The organism is Amycolatopsis sp. NPDC088138 (genome assembly GCF_044741685.1).
In the GTDB taxonomy this organism is placed as follows: domain Bacteria; phylum Actinomycetota; class Actinomycetes; order Mycobacteriales; family Pseudonocardiaceae; genus Amycolatopsis.
Window position 1 is genome coordinate 866,954 of the sequence record NZ_JBIUTB010000006.1, and the last position, 15,876, is coordinate 882,829.

Annotated in this window: 14 protein-coding genes; 6 read left to right on the forward strand and 8 right to left on the reverse strand. The window is 71.8% G+C overall.

Features of this window, described 5'->3' with window-relative positions:
* The first annotated feature begins 44 nt into the window (after positions 1-44).
* From polA to ACIOD2_RS35960, 3 genes are all read left to right on the forward strand, one after another.
* The gene (gene polA / locus ACIOD2_RS35950) at positions 45-2,786 is read left to right on the forward strand and encodes a DNA polymerase I (protein ID WP_400548525.1); all 2,742 of its coding nucleotides are present in this window, start codon (positions 45-47) and stop codon (positions 2,784-2,786) included.
* Between the two features lie 134 nt (positions 2,787-2,920).
* Positions 2,921-3,439, forward strand: coding sequence for a HEAT repeat domain-containing protein (locus ACIOD2_RS35955; protein ID WP_400548528.1), 519 nt, complete (start codon positions 2,921-2,923; stop codon positions 3,437-3,439).
* Complete coding sequence (locus ACIOD2_RS35960; protein WP_400548531.1) at positions 3,429-3,668, forward strand: hypothetical protein; 240 nt, start codon at positions 3,429-3,431, stop codon at positions 3,666-3,668. The genes ACIOD2_RS35955 and ACIOD2_RS35960 overlap by 11 nt, the downstream gene beginning before the upstream one ends.
* A gap of 17 nt (positions 3,669-3,685) precedes the next feature.
* Here the strand turns inward: ACIOD2_RS35960 and ACIOD2_RS35965 are convergent, their stop codons facing one another.
* Complete coding sequence (locus tag ACIOD2_RS35965) at positions 3,686-4,018, reverse strand: hypothetical protein (protein WP_400548534.1); 333 nt, start codon at positions 4,016-4,018, stop codon at positions 3,686-3,688.
* A gap of 119 nt (positions 4,019-4,137) precedes the next feature.
* On the opposite strand from ACIOD2_RS35965, the gene ACIOD2_RS35970 reads away from it, so the two are divergent.
* On the forward strand, positions 4,138-4,671 hold the full coding sequence (locus ACIOD2_RS35970) for an EF-hand domain-containing protein (RefSeq protein ID WP_400548537.1): 534 nt from the start codon (positions 4,138-4,140) through the stop codon (positions 4,669-4,671).
* A 114-nt stretch (positions 4,672-4,785) separates the two neighbouring features.
* Positions 4,786-6,396 carry a serine protease gene (locus ACIOD2_RS35975; protein ID WP_400548540.1) on the forward strand — a complete coding sequence of 537 codons (1,611 nt, stop codon included), beginning with the start codon at positions 4,786-4,788 and terminating at the stop codon, positions 6,394-6,396.
* A 424-nt stretch (positions 6,397-6,820) separates the two neighbouring features.
* On the opposite strand, the gene ACIOD2_RS35980 is transcribed toward ACIOD2_RS35975, so the two are convergent.
* The 6 genes from ACIOD2_RS35980 to ACIOD2_RS36005 form a co-directional block, all read right to left on the reverse strand.
* A complete protein-coding gene (locus ACIOD2_RS35980) occupies positions 6,821-7,393 on the reverse strand; it encodes a TetR/AcrR family transcriptional regulator (RefSeq protein ID WP_392771108.1) in 573 nt (190 codons plus the stop codon).
* A complete protein-coding gene (locus tag ACIOD2_RS35985) occupies positions 7,390-9,285 on the reverse strand; it encodes a YhgE/Pip family protein (RefSeq protein WP_400548544.1) in 1,896 nt (631 codons plus the stop codon). The genes ACIOD2_RS35980 and ACIOD2_RS35985 overlap by 4 nt, the downstream gene beginning before the upstream one ends.
* On the reverse strand, positions 9,282-9,968 hold the full coding sequence (locus ACIOD2_RS35990) for an ABC transporter ATP-binding protein (protein WP_400548547.1): 687 nt from the start codon (positions 9,966-9,968) through the stop codon (positions 9,282-9,284). The genes ACIOD2_RS35985 and ACIOD2_RS35990 overlap by 4 nt, the downstream gene beginning before the upstream one ends.
* A 108-nt stretch (positions 9,969-10,076) precedes the next feature.
* Entirely contained in the window at positions 10,077-10,997 is a 921-nt protein-coding gene (locus ACIOD2_RS35995; RefSeq protein WP_400548932.1) for a GNAT family N-acetyltransferase, read from the reverse strand.
* A 20-nt stretch (positions 10,998-11,017) separates the two neighbouring features.
* Entirely contained in the window at positions 11,018-11,929 is a 912-nt protein-coding gene (locus ACIOD2_RS36000; protein WP_400548550.1) for a GNAT family N-acetyltransferase, read from the reverse strand.
* The gene (locus ACIOD2_RS36005; protein WP_400548553.1) at positions 11,926-12,777 is read right to left on the reverse strand and encodes a class I SAM-dependent methyltransferase; all 852 of its coding nucleotides are present in this window, start codon (positions 12,775-12,777) and stop codon (positions 11,926-11,928) included. The genes ACIOD2_RS36000 and ACIOD2_RS36005 overlap by 4 nt, the downstream gene beginning before the upstream one ends.
* 322 nt (positions 12,778-13,099) lie before the next feature.
* On the opposite strand from ACIOD2_RS36005, the gene rpsA reads away from it, so the two are divergent.
* Positions 13,100-14,599 carry a 30S ribosomal protein S1 gene (rpsA, locus tag ACIOD2_RS36010; RefSeq protein WP_392771121.1) on the forward strand — a complete coding sequence of 500 codons (1,500 nt, stop codon included), beginning with the start codon at positions 13,100-13,102 and terminating at the stop codon, positions 14,597-14,599.
* A gap of 521 nt (positions 14,600-15,120) precedes the next feature.
* On the opposite strand, the gene ACIOD2_RS36015 is transcribed toward rpsA, so the two are convergent.
* The gene (locus ACIOD2_RS36015; RefSeq protein WP_400548935.1) at positions 15,121-15,735 is read right to left on the reverse strand and encodes a TetR/AcrR family transcriptional regulator; all 615 of its coding nucleotides are present in this window, start codon (positions 15,733-15,735) and stop codon (positions 15,121-15,123) included.
* Between the last annotated feature and the right edge of the window lie 141 nt (positions 15,736-15,876).

The window sequence follows — 15,876 nt, forward strand, 5'->3', positions numbered from 1 at the left end:
TGCGACACGTAAGAGTGTCGGACCCCCAGCCTAGACTCGGGCACGTGAGCCCGAGTGAGAAGACGAGCGTTGCCAACGCCACAGGAACCACCGCAGTCGCGGAGCGGCCGAAGCTGCTCCTGATCGACGGCCATTCGATGGCCTACCGCGCGTTCTTCGCGCTGCCCGCCGAGAACTTCCGGACCAAGACCGGGCAGGTCACGAACGCGGTCTTCGGGTTCACCTCGATGCTCATCAACCTCCTGCGCGACGAAGCGCCGACCCACCTCGCGGTGGCGTTCGACCTCTCGCGCAAGACGTTCCGGTCGGAGACCTTCGCCGACTACAAGGCGAACCGCAGCGCGACACCGGACGAGTTCCGCGGCCAGGTGGACCTGGTCCGCGAGGTCCTCGACGTGCTCGGCATCCCGTCGCTGACGAAGGAGAACTTCGAAGCCGACGACATCATCGCCACGCTCACGACGCAGGCCACGGCCGAGGACTTCGACGTCCTGATCTGTACCGGCGACCGTGACGCGCTGCAGCTGGTCACCGACCACGTCACCGTGCTGTACCCCAAGCGCGGTGTCTCGGAGATGACCCGGTTCACGCCCGAGGCCGTCGAGGAGAAGTACGGGCTCACCCCGCGGCAGTACCCGGACTTCGCGGCGCTGCGCGGCGACCCCTCGGACAACCTGCCGAACATCCCCGGCGTCGGCGAGAAGACCGCGGCCAAGTGGATCAAGCAGTTCGGCTCGCTCGACGACCTGATCGACCGGGTCGACGAGGTGAAGGGCAAGGCGGGGGAGGCGTTGCGCGCGAACCTCAGCTCCGTGCAGCTCAACCGCCAGCTGACCGAGCTGATCCGGGACGTCGAGCTGGAGGTCGGCCCGTCCGGGCTGGAGCTGCGCCCGTGGGACCGCGAGGCCGTGCACGCGCTGTTCGACGAGCTGGAGTTCCGCGTGCTGCGGGACAGGCTGTTCGCGACCCTGCAGAGCGCCGAGCCGGAGGCCGACGAGGGCTTCGAGGTCTCGGGTGACGCGCTCGCGCCCGGCGCGCTCGGTGCCTGGCTGACCGCGCACGCCGGCGAAGGCGAGCCGGTGGCGCTGTCCTTCCGCACCACGGGCGCGTCCGTCCGCTCCGACCTGCGCGCGGTCGCCTTCGCGACGGCCGACGGCGAAGGCGCGTACGTCGACGTCACGGCGATGGACCAGGCCGACGACGCGGCGCTGGCCGCCTGGCTCGCCGACCCGGAGATCCGCAAGACCGGCCACGAGCTCAAGGTCCCGCTGCACGCGATCCGCGCCCGCGGCTGGGTCGTGGCGGGGCTCGCCATGGACACCGCGCTGGCCGCGTACCTGGTGCGGCCCGGGCAGCGCACCTTCGACCTGGACGACCTCGCGCTGCGCTACCTGCACCGCGAGCTGCGCTCGGAGACCGACGGCGGCGACGGGCAGCTGTCGCTGCTCGACGGCGGCGCCGAAGGCCTGGAGCAGAAGGAGATCCAGGAGGAGCTCGTCAAGGCGCGGGCCGTGTTCGAGCTGGCCGGCGCGCTCGAGAAGGAGCTCGAAGAGATCGGCGGCGCCCGGCTGCTCGCCGAGCTGGAGCTGCCGCTGCTCGAGGTGATCACCGAGCTGGAGATCGCCGGGGTCGCCGTCGACCTGGAGCAGCTGACCACGCTCGAGGCGCACTACCTCTCGCGCGTCACGCAGGCCGCCGAAGCCGCGTACGAGGTCATCGGCAAGCAGATCAACCTCGGCTCGCCCAAGCAGCTGCAAGTCGTGCTGTTCGACGAGCTCGGCATGCCGAAGACCAAGCGCACCAAGACCGGCTACACGACCGACGCCGAGGCGCTGCAGGGGCTGTTCGAGAAGACCGAGCACCCGTTCCTGCAGCACATGCTGGAGCACCGGGACGCGACGAAGCTGCGCACCACCGTGGAGGGGCTGATCAAGTCCGTCGCCGACGACGGCCGGATCCACACCACGCTGCTGCAGACGATCGCGGCCACCGGCCGGCTGTCCTCGACCGAGCCGAACCTGCAGAACATCCCGGTCCGCACCGAAGAGGGCCGCCGCATCCGCGACGCGTTCATCGTGGGCACCGGGTACACCGAGCTGATGACCGCGGACTACAGCCAGATCGAGATGCGGATCATGGCGCACCTCTCCCGTGACGAGGGGCTCATCGAGGCCTTCAACAGCGGCGAGGACCTGCACACGTTCGTGGCGTCGCGGGCCTTCTCGCTGCCGCCGGAGGAGATCACGCCGGAGCTGCGCTACCGCGTCAAGGCGATGTCGTACGGCCTCGCGTACGGGCTGTCGGCTTACGGCCTTTCGCAGCAGCTGCGGATCTCGACCGACGACGCCAAGTCCCAGATGGAGGCGTACTTCGACCGCTTCGGCGGGGTGCGCGACTACCTCCACTCGGTGGTCGGCGTCGCGGCGAAGAACGGCTACACCGAGACGATCTTCGGCCGCCGCCGTTACCTGCCGGACCTCAACAGCGACAACCGCCAGCGCCGCGAGATGGCCGAGCGGATGGCGCTGAACGCCCCGATCCAGGGCAGCGCGGCCGACATCATCAAGGTCGCGATGCTCAACGTGCACCGCGCGCTGGTCGAGGCGAAGCTGCGGAGCCGGATCCTGCTGCAGGTGCACGACGAGCTCGTGCTGGAAGTCGCCGAGGGCGAGCGCGAGCAGCTGGAAACGCTGGTGCGCCAGGGCATGGGCTCGGCCTACGAACTCGCGGTACCGCTGGAGGTCTCGGTCGGCTACGGCCGGTCCTGGAACGACGCGGCCCACTGAGTCCTGCCGTTTGACGACCCCCGCGCCGCTTTCGGTGCGGGCAGCCGGCTGGACGATGACGAAATTCGCTGTCTTCCAACGCCGTCGAGCCCGAGAATCCGAGGACGCAGACAACAGCGGGAAGGACGTGCAGCGTGACCAGCGCCGGCGGCGACGAAGATCTTGAGCGTCTGGTCCGCCGCCTCGACGCGAGCAGTGCCGAGGACGCGATGGACGCGCAGGCGGAGCTGATCAACCGCGGTCATCGTGAGACCGATGTGATCGCGCCGCTGCTGCGCTGCCTGCCGACGTTGAGCCAGTACGGGCAGTTGTGCGCCATCGAGATCATCGAAGAACTCGGCGACCCCCGCGCCGCACAGCCCTTGATCGACCTGCTGACCAGTGAGCACGACACCGTGCGGGAGTGGGCCGCGCTCGCCCTCACCGATTTCCCCGTGCCTGAAGCCGTTCCTGCTCTGCGGCAGGCCTATCAAGCCTGCCGCAGCCGCGGCATCCGTCCGGATTGGAGCGAACCGACCGGCATCCGATTCGCGCTGACCGCTCTCGGCGCGCGGAAAACCCGTCGTCCCGCCCCTGACCGCGGACCTCCGGATCACCACGTCCGACGGCGCCGAGGCGTGGCCGTCGACCCGGCTGCTCGACGTGCTCGATGACCTCGCCGCCCATGACCAGGCGACGCTCTACTTCCAGCTCTGGCACGTCGCATCCGACACGAGGAGCGGCGTGTCGGTCCCGGACACGGCACCGGAGCTCGACGTCGCGCAGCCCTGGACCGCGTTGGTCGACGTTGCTCATCGCCGAGCCGTCACCATCACCGCCGGAGCGGCGCTCAAGGCCGACGTGGTCGCGACGATCGAGTGGATCGACGAGTCCGACCGCTGAACCCCCGCGCAGCGTTGTCATGGCTCGACCCAATCCGGGTTCGCCCCCGAGTCCTGCAGGCCTGCCAGGAACTCGGGGTCGGTGGCGACCAAGACGTCCTCGGCCGGTGAAGCGAGGGCCTGGAAAGCGACCCATTCGGTGCCGGAACCGAGCAGGCCCTGGCCGCGGTCGGCGGTGAGCAGGAACTGGCGCTGCCCTTCGGACAGGTTGAACGTCGCCGCGATGCCGTCGATCGCCTGCGGGGACTGGCGCAGCAGCACGGTCGTCGCGGCGTTGGCCACGATCGCGCGGCCGAGGTCGCTGCCCAGCACGTCCACGTCCGGGGGACAGTGCCTACGCTGCGTCGCCACCGGAATCACCGGGTCGTGGGGCGGGACTACTCGGGCGGACGGCGCCCCGCGCGGGGTGTCCGGACGAAGCTGAGTGGCCCGAACGGCCCACCAGGGTCCCGGCCGAAAGGACCACCGCCATGGCCACCGACTTCCAGCGGCGCAAGATCTCCGGCGTCTTCGGCGCGATGGACGCCGACGCCGACGGCTTCCTCACCGAGACCGATTTCCGGGCCCTCACCACGAGATGGCTCGACCTGCGCGGCACCGACGACAGCACCGCCGAAGGCCAGAAGCTCGCCGCCATCATGATGGGCTGGTGGGGCACCCTGCTCGCGGCGTCCGACCGGGACCGCGACAACAAGGTCACCCTCGACGAGGTCCTCGACGTCGTCGACGAGCTGCCCCAGATGGCCGGCGCGGTCACCGGCACCGCCGACGCGATGTTCGAGGCCGTCGACGAAAACGGCGACGGCGCCATTTCCGCGGCCGAGTACCACCAGCTGATCGAGGCCTGGAACGGCACCGCCACCCCGACCGACGAGGTTTTCGCCCGCCTCGACCTCGACGGTGACGGCCGGCTCTCCCGCGAGGAGTTCACCGGCCACTGGCTCGAGTTCTGGGCGGGCGACGACCCCGCCGCTCCGGGAAGCTGGGTTTTCGGTCGCGTGTGATCCGCTGAGCGGGACTCCATTGCGACGAACGGCGGACGCCGTTCGGGTGAGGTGTTACCGCTGGGTAGCGGGTCCCGCAACGGCTCACGGCGATCACGGCGTAGGGTCCGCCGAATGGGGTTCGAGCGTGAGCGACGACGCTGGCGGGTCCGGCTGCACGACGAACTCGGCCGGCTGTGCGGCGCGGGCACGGTACTCGACGAGTACCACGTCCTGACGAGCGCGCACGTCGTCGAGACCGCCGGCGGCCCGCGATCCGCGTTGAGCGTCGACTTCGTCGGCCTGGCCGAGGCGTTGCCCGGCACGGCGACCGTCGTCGAAGGGTGCTGGGTGCCCTCCGACGGCGGTGGCCGTGGCGACCTCGCCCTGCTGCGCCTCGAACGTCCCGAGTCCCGCGTCTTCCGCGCGCCGCTGCACCGGATGCCGCTCGGCGACCACCAGCTGGTGCGCGCCTTCGGGTTCCCGCCCGGGTCGGTCGGCCGCTGGACCCACGCGCGGCTCGGCGGTCCCGAGCACCCCGGCGGCCCCGGTGGCGAATGGGTGCGCCTGCTGCGCACCGCCGAAGCCGAGTCGCTCGGCCCGGGCTTCGGGGGCACGGCCGTGCTCGACGAAGCCACCGGGCACGTCGTCGGCATGGTCGTCGGCAAGGACACCGGGACCTGGATGATCCCCGTCGAAACCATGCTCGGGCACCTGCCCCAGCTGAGCATCTGGACGTCCGGCGGTCCCGCCGTCGACGCCAGTTTCTCCCGTCCCGTCGGCGAAGCCGTCGACGTCTCCTTCGTGCAGCGCGTGGTCGACTGGTTCGCCAAGGCCGAGCCCGGCACGGTCTGGGTCGTCGACACCGGCGAGGCCGGCTCGCCGGTCGCGGCGGCGCTGCGCTTCGGCATCGTCCTCGCCGACCGCGAACGTTCGCTCGGTGTCCCCGGGCTGCCGCCCGCCCTCGGGCAGATGCCCCCGGCCGGCAGCGTCGACCTCGCGGTGGACGCGACCGGCCGCACCGCCGACGCCGTCCGCCACCGCATCGCCGAACGGCTCACCACCGGCGTCGCGGGCCGCACGCTCGTCGTCGACGCGATCGACGACTCCGCCGAACCCGACCGGCTCGTCGGCGAGGTGCTCGGACCGCTGGCCGGCCGCGCGTCCGAGCTCGGCATCCGGCTGCTGCTGGGCTTCCGCGAGGAGTCGTCGCCCGGGGTGGCGGCCGTGCGGGCGAGCACGGACCGGGCCCGCCCGGCGCCGGACGACCTCGCGGGCCGGCTCGACCTGCTGACGCAGTCCGTGGAGGAGCTCGCCGAGATCGAGGCCTACCAGCTGCGGGTCGCGACGCGCTTCACCGGCGTCGCGATGCTGCCCGCGCGGGCCCACCGGCTGCGCGGCGCCCTCAAGCAGCTCCGCTCGGCCGAGGTCGACGGCGACGCGGCGTGGGTGGAGAAGCACATCGACGGCCACGAGCACGCGGTCGCCCCGGCGGTCGAGGACGGCCGCCGCCAGCGCGCGGTGCTCGACGGCCTGGTCGCCCGCCGCGAAGAGCTGCGCGCCCGCCTGGCCGGCGACAACGAGCTGGCCCGCGAACACGGCATCGCGGACGACCCGGACCTGGAGCAGGTGTACGTCCCGGCGAAGCGCCTGCTGATCGACGGCCCCTGCGAGCTGACGGCGGCGGCCACCGCGGTGGACACCTACGCGGCCGCGGTCCGCGCCCGCATCGAAGACCGCGCCTGACTTTTCCGCGCGGTGCAAGCAAAGCCGTGAAGGCCACCTTGAGGGACTCAGAGTCCCTCAAGGTGGCCTTCACGGCTTTCGGGTGCCGGAACTGTCGGTGCCCGCCGGTAAAGTGGAAGACGGGGGGCGGCGCCCCGCGGGCTGCCTGGTGAAGCGCCGGCGGCGAAGCGGCGGCACGCGGTGAAGCGGATGGAATGAAGCGGCGCCGGCGGCGAAGAGGCGGGCAGCCGGCCCCTGGCGGGTAACCAGCTTTTCCGTCGGACAGCCAGTGTCCGCAGACAACCGACGAGGCTGCGGCCTCGCCGGTTGCCTGCGAAGCCACAGCCGTCGGCGCCTCACGGCCGGCTGCGAACCGGTGCCGGCGAAACCGCCGCCGACGTAGCGCGGCTAGCGGCAGCCGGCGAACCACCACCGGCGAAAGCGGCTACCTCCGGCCGAGGCCGCGGATCAGCACCATCACCGCTTCCCGGACCTCCGCCCGGGTCCGCTCCGGGCCGAACACCTGCCAGTCGAGCGCGACCACCAGCATCGTGCCGAACAACCCGGCCGCCGCCGTCGGGATCTGGACTCCGTCCGGCAGCCGGCCGGCCTCCTCCAAGCGGGACAGCTGGCCCTTCACGATCGAGATGATCTCCTCGCGCAGCAACGAAAGCGTGCCGTGCCACTGGCCGGGGGTGCGCCACAGCTCGCTCACCAGGATCTGCGAGAACCCCGGATACTGAGCGATGAACTCCAGCGTCACGTCGATCTGCGCCTCGATCACCTCGAGGGGATCCGCGTCGGACACCGCGGAGCGCAGCCGAAGAGCGAGCATGTCGACGCCGTAGCGCAGCAGGCCGTCGACCAGACCGTCCTTCGAACCGAAGTTGTAGTAGACGGTGCCCTTCGCGACGCCGGCCTCGGCGGCGATGTCGTCGACCGTGAGGCCCACCAGGCCGCGGCTCTTCGAGAGCCGCAGCGTGGCCTCGAAGAGCTTCTGCTTGGTCCCGCCGCTCACAGGCTCAGCTCGGGCTTGAGCGCCGACACCGTCCAGACCCGGCGTTTGCGTGCGGCCAGCGTGGACACCAGGATCCCGCCGGCCAGGTAGGCCAGCAGCACGCCGATGTCGCCGAGGATCTGCACGGTGGCGCCACTGTAGAACAGGTGCCGGAAGCCGTCGATCGCGTACCCCATCGGCAGCACGACGTGCAGCGGGTACAGCGCGTCCGGGATGGTCTGCCACGGGAAGGTGCCGCCCGCGCTGACCAGCTGCAGCACCAGCAGCACCAGGCCGAGGAACTTGCCGATCGCGCCGAAGAAGGCGTTGAGCGCGTGCACCACCGACGTGAACGTCAGCGACACCAGCACCGCGAAGCCGATCGCGCCCAGCGGGTGCGCGATGTGGATGCCGACCAGCCACGTCACCGCGCCGAACAGGACGATCACCTGCGCGACGCCCAGCAGCGCCGAGGACAGCCAGCCGCCGACGGCGACCCGGAACGGCGCCGCGCCCGCGGTCAGCGCGCGCGTCGAAAGCGGGCGCAGGATCAGGAACAGCACGAACGCGCCGATCCAGGTGGCCAGCGAGATGAAGAACGGCGCCAGGCCCGCGCCGTACGTCCCGGCCGAGGACTCGCCGTTGGCGTTGACCGCCACCGGGTCCGCGATGGTGTTGGCCGTCGCCGTGCGCGTCGGGTCGTCCGGGTTCGGGATCTCCTTGAGCCCGGCCGAAAGCCCGTCACGCAGCTTCACCGCACCGTCGGCGAGCTGGTTCGTCCCGGTGACCGCGGTCTTCTCGCCGTCGTTGAGCTTGGCGGCGCCGTCCTTCAGCTGGTTCGCGCCGTCGGACGCCTGCGCGATGCCGTTCGCCAGCTGCGGGGACGCGGCGGCGAGCTTGGCCGCGCCGTCGGACACCTGCTTGGCGCCGTCGGCCAGCTTCGCGAGATCGCCGTTGGCCTGCTGGATCTTGCTGTTCGCCTGGTCGACGGGGGAGCGCAGCTGGTCGGCGCGCGCCACGATCGCCGTGATCTGGTCCTCCGGAACGCCGGCGTTGCGGAGGTCGGTCTGCAGCTGGGTCCGGTAGGTGTCGAGCTTGCCCTGGATGTCGGACGAGGCGGTCGCGGCCACCGACGCGGCGTCGGCGACCTTCTGGTCCCCGGCGGCCACCTGCGACGCGCCGTCGGCCAGTTTCTGCGTCTGGGACGGCAGATCCGCGGTGCTGCTCTTGAGCGTGCCGAGGCCGGTGGCGAGCGTCGACGAGCCGTCGGCGAGCTGCGCCGCGCCACTGGCGAGCTGCTGCTGGCCGGACTTCAGCTGCGAAGCGCCGTCCGCGAGCTGCGACGCGCCGGTCGACGCCTCCTGGATCTTCCCGTAGATGGTGGAGAACCCGACCAGGAACCGGTCCGCGGCCTCGCTGCCGACCTTCTCCGCGATCGTCTTGCGCACCTGCTCGGCGACCTGCTTCGCGATGGTCCCGGACAGGTAGTTGTTGGCGTCGTTGGTGGTCAGCGTGATCGTCGCCTGCTGCGGCTGGAAGTTGCCGACCGACAGCAGCGCGGCGGAGAAGCCACTGGGGATGCCGATCGCGAAGGAGTACTTGTCGTCGCGGACGCCGTCGCGGGCGTCCTGCTCCGACACCTCGTGCCACTGGAACGTGCCGGACTTGACCAGCTCGTCGGTCACCTCGCGGCCGACGTTGCGCTGCTGGCCGCCGGAGTCCTGCGCGCCGGCGTCGCTGGTGAAGACGGCGGCGGGCAGCTTGTCCAGGCGGCCGTACGGGTCGTAGTTCGCATACAGGTAGAAGGACGCGTAGAGCAGCGGCACCAGCACGAGCGCGACCAGCGCCAGCTTGGGCATCGTGCCGGTGGAGAGGCGCCGCAGTTCGTTGCGGGCGATCCGGAGGGCGTTCATGCGAGGTCTCCGTCAGGGCTCTCGGCGAGCTCTTCTGCAGGGGGTTCGGGAGTGAAGTTCGGCGGCGCCGGCTGCTCGGCCGCGCCGATGCGCGCGGGCGGGAACGGCAGCGCGGACGCCGGTGTCGTCGCGGTCAGCACGACCACGGCCAGGCCGCGTTCGGCTTGTTCGCGGGCCAGCCCGGCCCAGCTGTCGACGTCGCTGGTGTGCCGGTCGGGAGTGTCGAGCACGAGGACGCGCACGCCCTTGCGGACCGCGGCCAGCTCGGTGAGCAGCCGGGTGCGCAGGGCCGGGGCGAGGTTCTCGAACCGGGTGCCGGCGAACGGCGCCGCGTCGTGCTCGGTCAGCCAGCGGGTGACGTCCTCCTTGCCCGCCGGGCGGTGGGCCAGCGCCAGCTCCTCGCCGACGACCACGCGCAGGCTCACCGCCTCGTCCGGGTCGCTGACGCCGGGCGCGTCGACGACCGCGACCAGCTGCGGCAGGCCGGCGTCGGAGCCGTCCGCCGTGACCGTGCCGGTGCTCGGCTTGAGCCGCCCGGCGAGCGCCAGGCCGAACGCGGTGATGCCGACGCCGGGTTCGCCGTGCACGATCGCCAGGTCGCCCTCGCCGACGGTCAGCGAGGTGGGCGGTAACAAAGTGCCGTGGTGCCCTTCGAGGGACACCCGATCGGCTCGGACCTGCACGGGGTACTCCAGCGTCTGCGACTTTTGAACTGACCGGTCAGTTCAAAAGCTAGCCCCCGCCGGGGTGCGGAGCAAGATCACCGGACGCACGTCACACAAGTGGGTGACTCACCGCAGGGCGCCCGCCGGGCGCACCTCCCACGTCGTCCACAGTGGACGATAGCCCTGCCGGTGCCAGAACACCGAGGCCAGCGGGTTGGTCGGGTTGTAGTAGAGGTACGTGCCGGTCGCGCCGCCGGCGTGCAGCTCCCGGTGGACGCGGGCCATCAGCGCCCGGCCGACGCCGCCGCCGCGCTCGCCGGGCGCGGTCACGACGTTGTTCACGTACCCCCAGCGCCCCGGCGGGAGCAGCTCGGCCGCCTCGCTGCCCGGGGTGGCCTCGACCCACGCGCAGTGCGCGGTCGCGCGGACCACGCCGTCGTCCTCGGCCAGCCAGACCAGCGGCTCTTCGGCGTCGAGGGCCGTCCGCAGCGCGGGCGCGAGCAGGTCGGCGGTGTTCGCGCGGCGGGGCGCGGCGACGAGACCGGTGTAGTCGAACGTCGCCGCCGCCAGCTCCAGCGCGACGGCGAAGTCGCCCGGCCCGGCCCGGCGGACCGTGACCGAGGGGTCCGGCTCGGCCGGGGGAGCGGTCCGCACGCCCAGCGCGCCGAGCGGGACCAGGCCGTGGTCGAGGAAGGCGCGGATCGCCTCGGCGTCCCGGCTGGGCCAGACGACGACGCAGGCCGAGTCGTCGCCGGTGTCCTCGCCCTCGAGGTGCGCCTTCAGGGCGCGCAGGAGCAGGTCGGCGCCCTCCGTGCCGGTGTCGCCGAGGTAGGGGAACAGCTGCCAGGTGTCGGCGGCCGACCACAGCATCGGGACGTCACCGGGGCTCAGCCGGTGCCGCTGCAGCACGCCGGTGACCTGGGTGCCGTCCGCCGTCGCCGCGTCCAGCCGCCGGCCCTCGGCGGGCGGCGCGGCGGGCGGCAGCAGCGCGTCGACGGCCGCGAAGCGTGCCTTGTGGGCAGCGAGCAGCGGCTCGGCGATGTCCATGGGTCCCCTCTGGTCGTCGGTCAGGACCAGGCCGGTCGCCGGATCCACATCGTCCACAGTGGACGATAACCCTGCCGGTGCCAGAACACCGGGGAGAGCGGGTTCGCCGGGTGGTAGAAGAGAAAGGTACCCCGCACCTCGTACGAGAGCAGGCTCTGATGGGCCGCCGCCATCAGCGCCCGGCCGACGCCGCCGTCGCGCGCCGCGGGCGCCACCGACAGCGTGTCGACGTACCCCCAGAGCCCCGGGAGCAGCCGCCCGTGGATGCTGTCGCCCGGCGCCGGTGTGGTCAGGGCGCAGGCGGCCATCCCGGCCGGCACGCCGTCGTCCTCGGCCAGCCAGGCCAGGCCGCTGAACCGCAGGGCGCGGAGGACCTCCGCGCGCAGCCGCTCCCGCGCGTCCGGCCGCGGCACCGCGGTGCCGACCAGCGACGTGTAGCGCCACTCGGCCAGCCGCAGCTCGGTGAGCGCCTCGACGTCACCGGGCCCGGCCCGCCGGACGCGCACCCGCGCCGGGCCCGGGTCCGGCGGCGGCTCGACCGGCCGGACGGCCAGGCAGGTCATCGGCGCGAAGCCGTGCGCCAGCAGGACCGCGGACGCTTCCTCGTCACGGCTCGGCCAGGTCAGCGTGCAGCCCGAGTCCGGGCCGGCGCCCGACCCGCGCAGCCGCTCGCGCCACGCGCCCAGCAGGGCCGCGAGGCCCGCGGCGCCGGTCTCGCCCGGCACCGCGGTCAGGTCCCAGATCTCCGCCGGCCCCCACAGCGCGGGCCACGACGCGGGCGCGTGCGCGACGTGCGTCAGCAGGCCGCCCGCCTTCCGCCCGGCCACGGTCACCAGCAGCGGGTCGCTGGTCATGGGCGGGGCCGCGATCGGCGGGAGCTGCGGGTCGAGCGCGGCGAACCGCGCGTTCTGCTGCTCTTCGAGGGGCGTCACGAGCGGTGCGTGCGGAAGATCGCGGTGCCCGGGAACAGCCGGCCGCGCAGCGGGCTCCACTGGCCCCAGGTCCGCGTGTGCCCCGCCGGCCACTCGGGTTCGACGAGGTCGGTGAGGGTGAACCCGGCGGCGGCCAGCGCGCGGACGTAGTCACCGAGGGTGTGGTGGTACTCGACGTAGGTGGCGGTGCCGTCGTCGTCGACCTCGACGTAGGGCGTGCGGTCGAAGTACGGCTGGGTGACGGTGAGCCCCTGCGGGCCCGGGTCGTCCGGGAAGATCCACCGCATCGGGTGCGTCACCGAGAACACCCACGGCGCGCCGGGCCGCAGCACCCGGTGGACCTCGGCGAACACCGCGTCGACGGACGCCACGAACGGGATCGCGCCGAACGCCGAGCAGGCCGCGTCGAAGCTGCCCGGCGCCAGCGGCAGGTACTCGGCGTTCGCCTGGACGAGGGGTACGGCGAGGCCGGTGCGGGTGTTGCCCTCCTGCGCGTGGCGCAGCATGCCGGCGGACAGGTCGGTCGCGACGGCGTCGGCGCCCTCGGCGCGCAGCCAGCGCGCGCACGCGGCCTGCCCGCAGCCGACCTCCAGCACGCGCTTGCCGCGGACGTCGCCGAGCAGCCGCGCGTCCGCCTCGCGCACGCCCTCCGGGCACCAGACGAAGTCGGCGTCGCCGAGGAACCCGCCGTGCTCGGCCTGGTAGTCGTCGGCGTCGGCGTCCCACCAGGCGAGGTTCGCGGCCGCGGCCTCCGGCCCGCCGACCTCGCGGTAGGCGACGGCGGTGGTGCCCAGTGCGTGCTCGGCGGCGTCGTGGCGCCCCGGCTCGGCGGGGTCGTTCGGTGGCATGATGGTGTCTCCGGTCCCGGTCGCCGGTGCCCGCTCCACCCGCGTCCTCCTGCGTGCGTTTGCCTTCGCGAGGACCTTAGCGATCGCCGGGGGACCCTGATTGTGCCGCCTAGCGACTGCCGCGTAGGATAAGTGTTAGCGCAGTGGGTTCGCGCTGCCTTCCGCTCAGCTTCTGGTTGGGACTCGGGTCGCGCACCGTTTGCGGGTCATGCCGCGTCGTTCACTGGTGGACGTTTGCTCGCAGGGTCGTCGCATGCCGTAACACCCCATCGCGCCGACAACTGCCAACCCTCGATTCCCATCCACCGGAGCAACCCGCCTAATGACCATCGACACCGCCACCGCCCCGACCGCCCCGAACGCGGCCCCGCAGGTCGCCATCAACGACATCGGGTCGGAGGAAGACTTCCTCGCGGCTATCGACAAGACGATCAAGTACTTCAACGATGGCGACATCGTCGAAGGCACCATCGTCAAGGTCGACCGCGACGAGGTCCTGCTCGACATCGGCTACAAGACCGAGGGTGTCATCCCCTCGCGTGAGCTCTCCATCAAGCACGATGTCGACCCGGCTGAGGTTGTCACCGTCGGCGATGAGGTCGAAGCCCTCGTTCTCCAGAAGGAGGACAAGGAAGGCCGTCTGATCCTGTCCAAGAAGCGCGCGCAGTACGAGCGCGCCTGGGGCACGATCGAGGAGCTCAAGGAGAAGGACGAGCCCGTCAAGGGCACCGTCATCGAGGTCGTCAAGGGCGGCCTCATCCTGGACATCGGCCTGCGCGGCTTCCTGCCCGCGTCGCTGGTCGAGATGCGCCGCGTCCGCGACCTGCAGCCCTACGTGGGCCGCGAGCTCGAGGCGAAGATCATCGAGCTGGACAAGAACCGCAACAACGTGGTCCTGTCCCGCCGTGCCTACCTCGAGCAGACCCAGTCCGAGGTGCGCAGCGAGTTCCTCAACGCGCTGGCCAAGGGCCAGGTCCGCAAGGGCGTCGTGTCGTCCATCGTCAACTTCGGTGCCTTCGTGGACCTGGGTGGCGTCGACGGCCTGGTGCACGTCTCGGAGCTGTCCTGGAAGCACATCGACCACCCGTCCGAGGTCGTCGAGGTCGGCCAGGAGGTCACGGTCGAGGTCCTGGACGTCGACATGGACCGCGAGCGCGTCTCGCTGTCGCTGAAGGCGACCCAGGAAGACCCGTGGCGCCAGTTCGCCCGCACCCACGCGATCGGCCAGATCGTGCCGGGCAAGGTCACCAAGCTGGTTCCGTTCGGTGCGTTCGTGCGCGTCGAAGAGGGCATCGAGGGCCTGGTCCACATCTCCGAGCTGGCCGAGCGCCACGTGGAGATCCCGGAGCAGGTCGTCCAGGTCAACGGCGACGTCATGGTCAAGGTCATCGACATCGACCTCGAGCGCCGTCGCATCTCGCTGTCGCTGAAGCAGGCGAACGAGGGTGTCACGCCGGACACCGAGTTCGACCCGACCCAGTACGGCATGGCCGCCGAGTACGACCCCGAGGGCAACTACATCTACCCCGAGGGCTTCGACCCGGACACGCAGGAGTGGCAGGAAGGCTTCGACAAGCAGCGTGAGGAGTGGGAGCGCCAGTACGCCGAGGCGCACACTCGTTACGAAGCCCACATGAAGCAGGTCCAGAAGGCCGTCGAGGCCGACGCGGAAGCCGCGGCGGACGCGGCGACCGGCATCGAGGGTGGCGCGGAAAGCTACACCTCGGGCTCGGCCCCGGCCGACACGAAGAGCACTGGTGGCACCCTCGCCTCCGACGAGCAGCTCGCGGCGCTCCGCGAGAAGCTCTCCGGCGGTGCGTGAGCACTAGCTCTCTGAGCTGAACCACAGCGAACCCCGGTCCGGGAACGGACCGGGGTTCGCTGTTTTCCGGGGTCGTCCGCGACCTGGCGACTCGCGCGCGGGACCCCGATCCGGGGTTCGACCACGCGACTTCCGCCCCCCGATCACGCGAGTAAGCCCGGATCACGCGTGTTGCGGCCCGGGTCCTGCGAGTTCGGTCGGCGGTCACGCGGGTCGGGCTCCGGGGCTCGCCGGTCCCGTCCCCGGTCACGCGAGTTGCGCTCCGAGCCATGCGAGTTCGGCTGGTGATCACGTGCAGGTGACCTGGAGGGTCGGCTCGCGTACCCGGACAGTCGGCTCACGTACCTGGAGGGTCGGCTCACGTGGGGAGACCCACCCGTGTGGTTCGAGCGCCGGCGCACGTGACCAATTTCCCGCCGATCGCACCGGCTGCGGCGGGCGTGTGTTGCCGGGCGCAGTGTGCGAAAGGCCAGTTCCGCATGGTGCGCCGGTCAGCCGCGGCGACTGCCCGGCCAGGCGCGTCAGCGCTCGTGCAGGCCCAGGCCGGTCATCATCGCCGTGACGCCGCGGCGGTACATCTGCGCGTTCGCCTCGTCGGTCGGCGGGATGAACCACTCCGGCAGCGCGGTGCGGGAGGCGAGCATCAGCTCGGCCCCGACCAGGCCGTGCATGGCCGTCCACAGCTGGTAGGCCGCGGTCTGCGCGTCCGTGCCCGGCGGGCTGACCCGCTGGACCCGGTCGATGAACAGGCCGAACGTCGTCCGCACCACGGCCGAGCGCAGCGCCGGGTCGGGGTCGAAGCCGGGCACCGGCCGCTCGAACATCAGCGCGTACCGGGCCGGGCTTTCGCGGGCGAAGAGCCGGTACGCCATCGCCAGGTCGAGCAGGTCCGCGACGCCGTCCGGGCTCTCGGGCGGCAGCGTCTCCAGCATCCCGCGCAGCGAGTCGAAAGTGCGCTCGTACAGGGCGTCGAGCAGGCCCGAGCGGCCGCCGAAGCGGGTGTAGACCGAGATCGTCGACGCGCCTGCGGCCTCGGCCACCCCGCGGACGGTGAGGGCGGTGACGCCCCGGTCGAACAGCACCGACAGCGCCGCGTCGAGGTAACGCTCGCGGTGACCGTGCTCGGCGGGGCGCATCGACACGTGCCTGGTGGCCACGACGCACCCCCTTCGCAGCAGCCGCGCACAACGGCGTCCGGGTTACCCACCCGCAGCAGAAGATACGATATCCGCGGCGTCTTGGGAATGAGCCCGATGTCCGGATGTGCGGCATTCCCG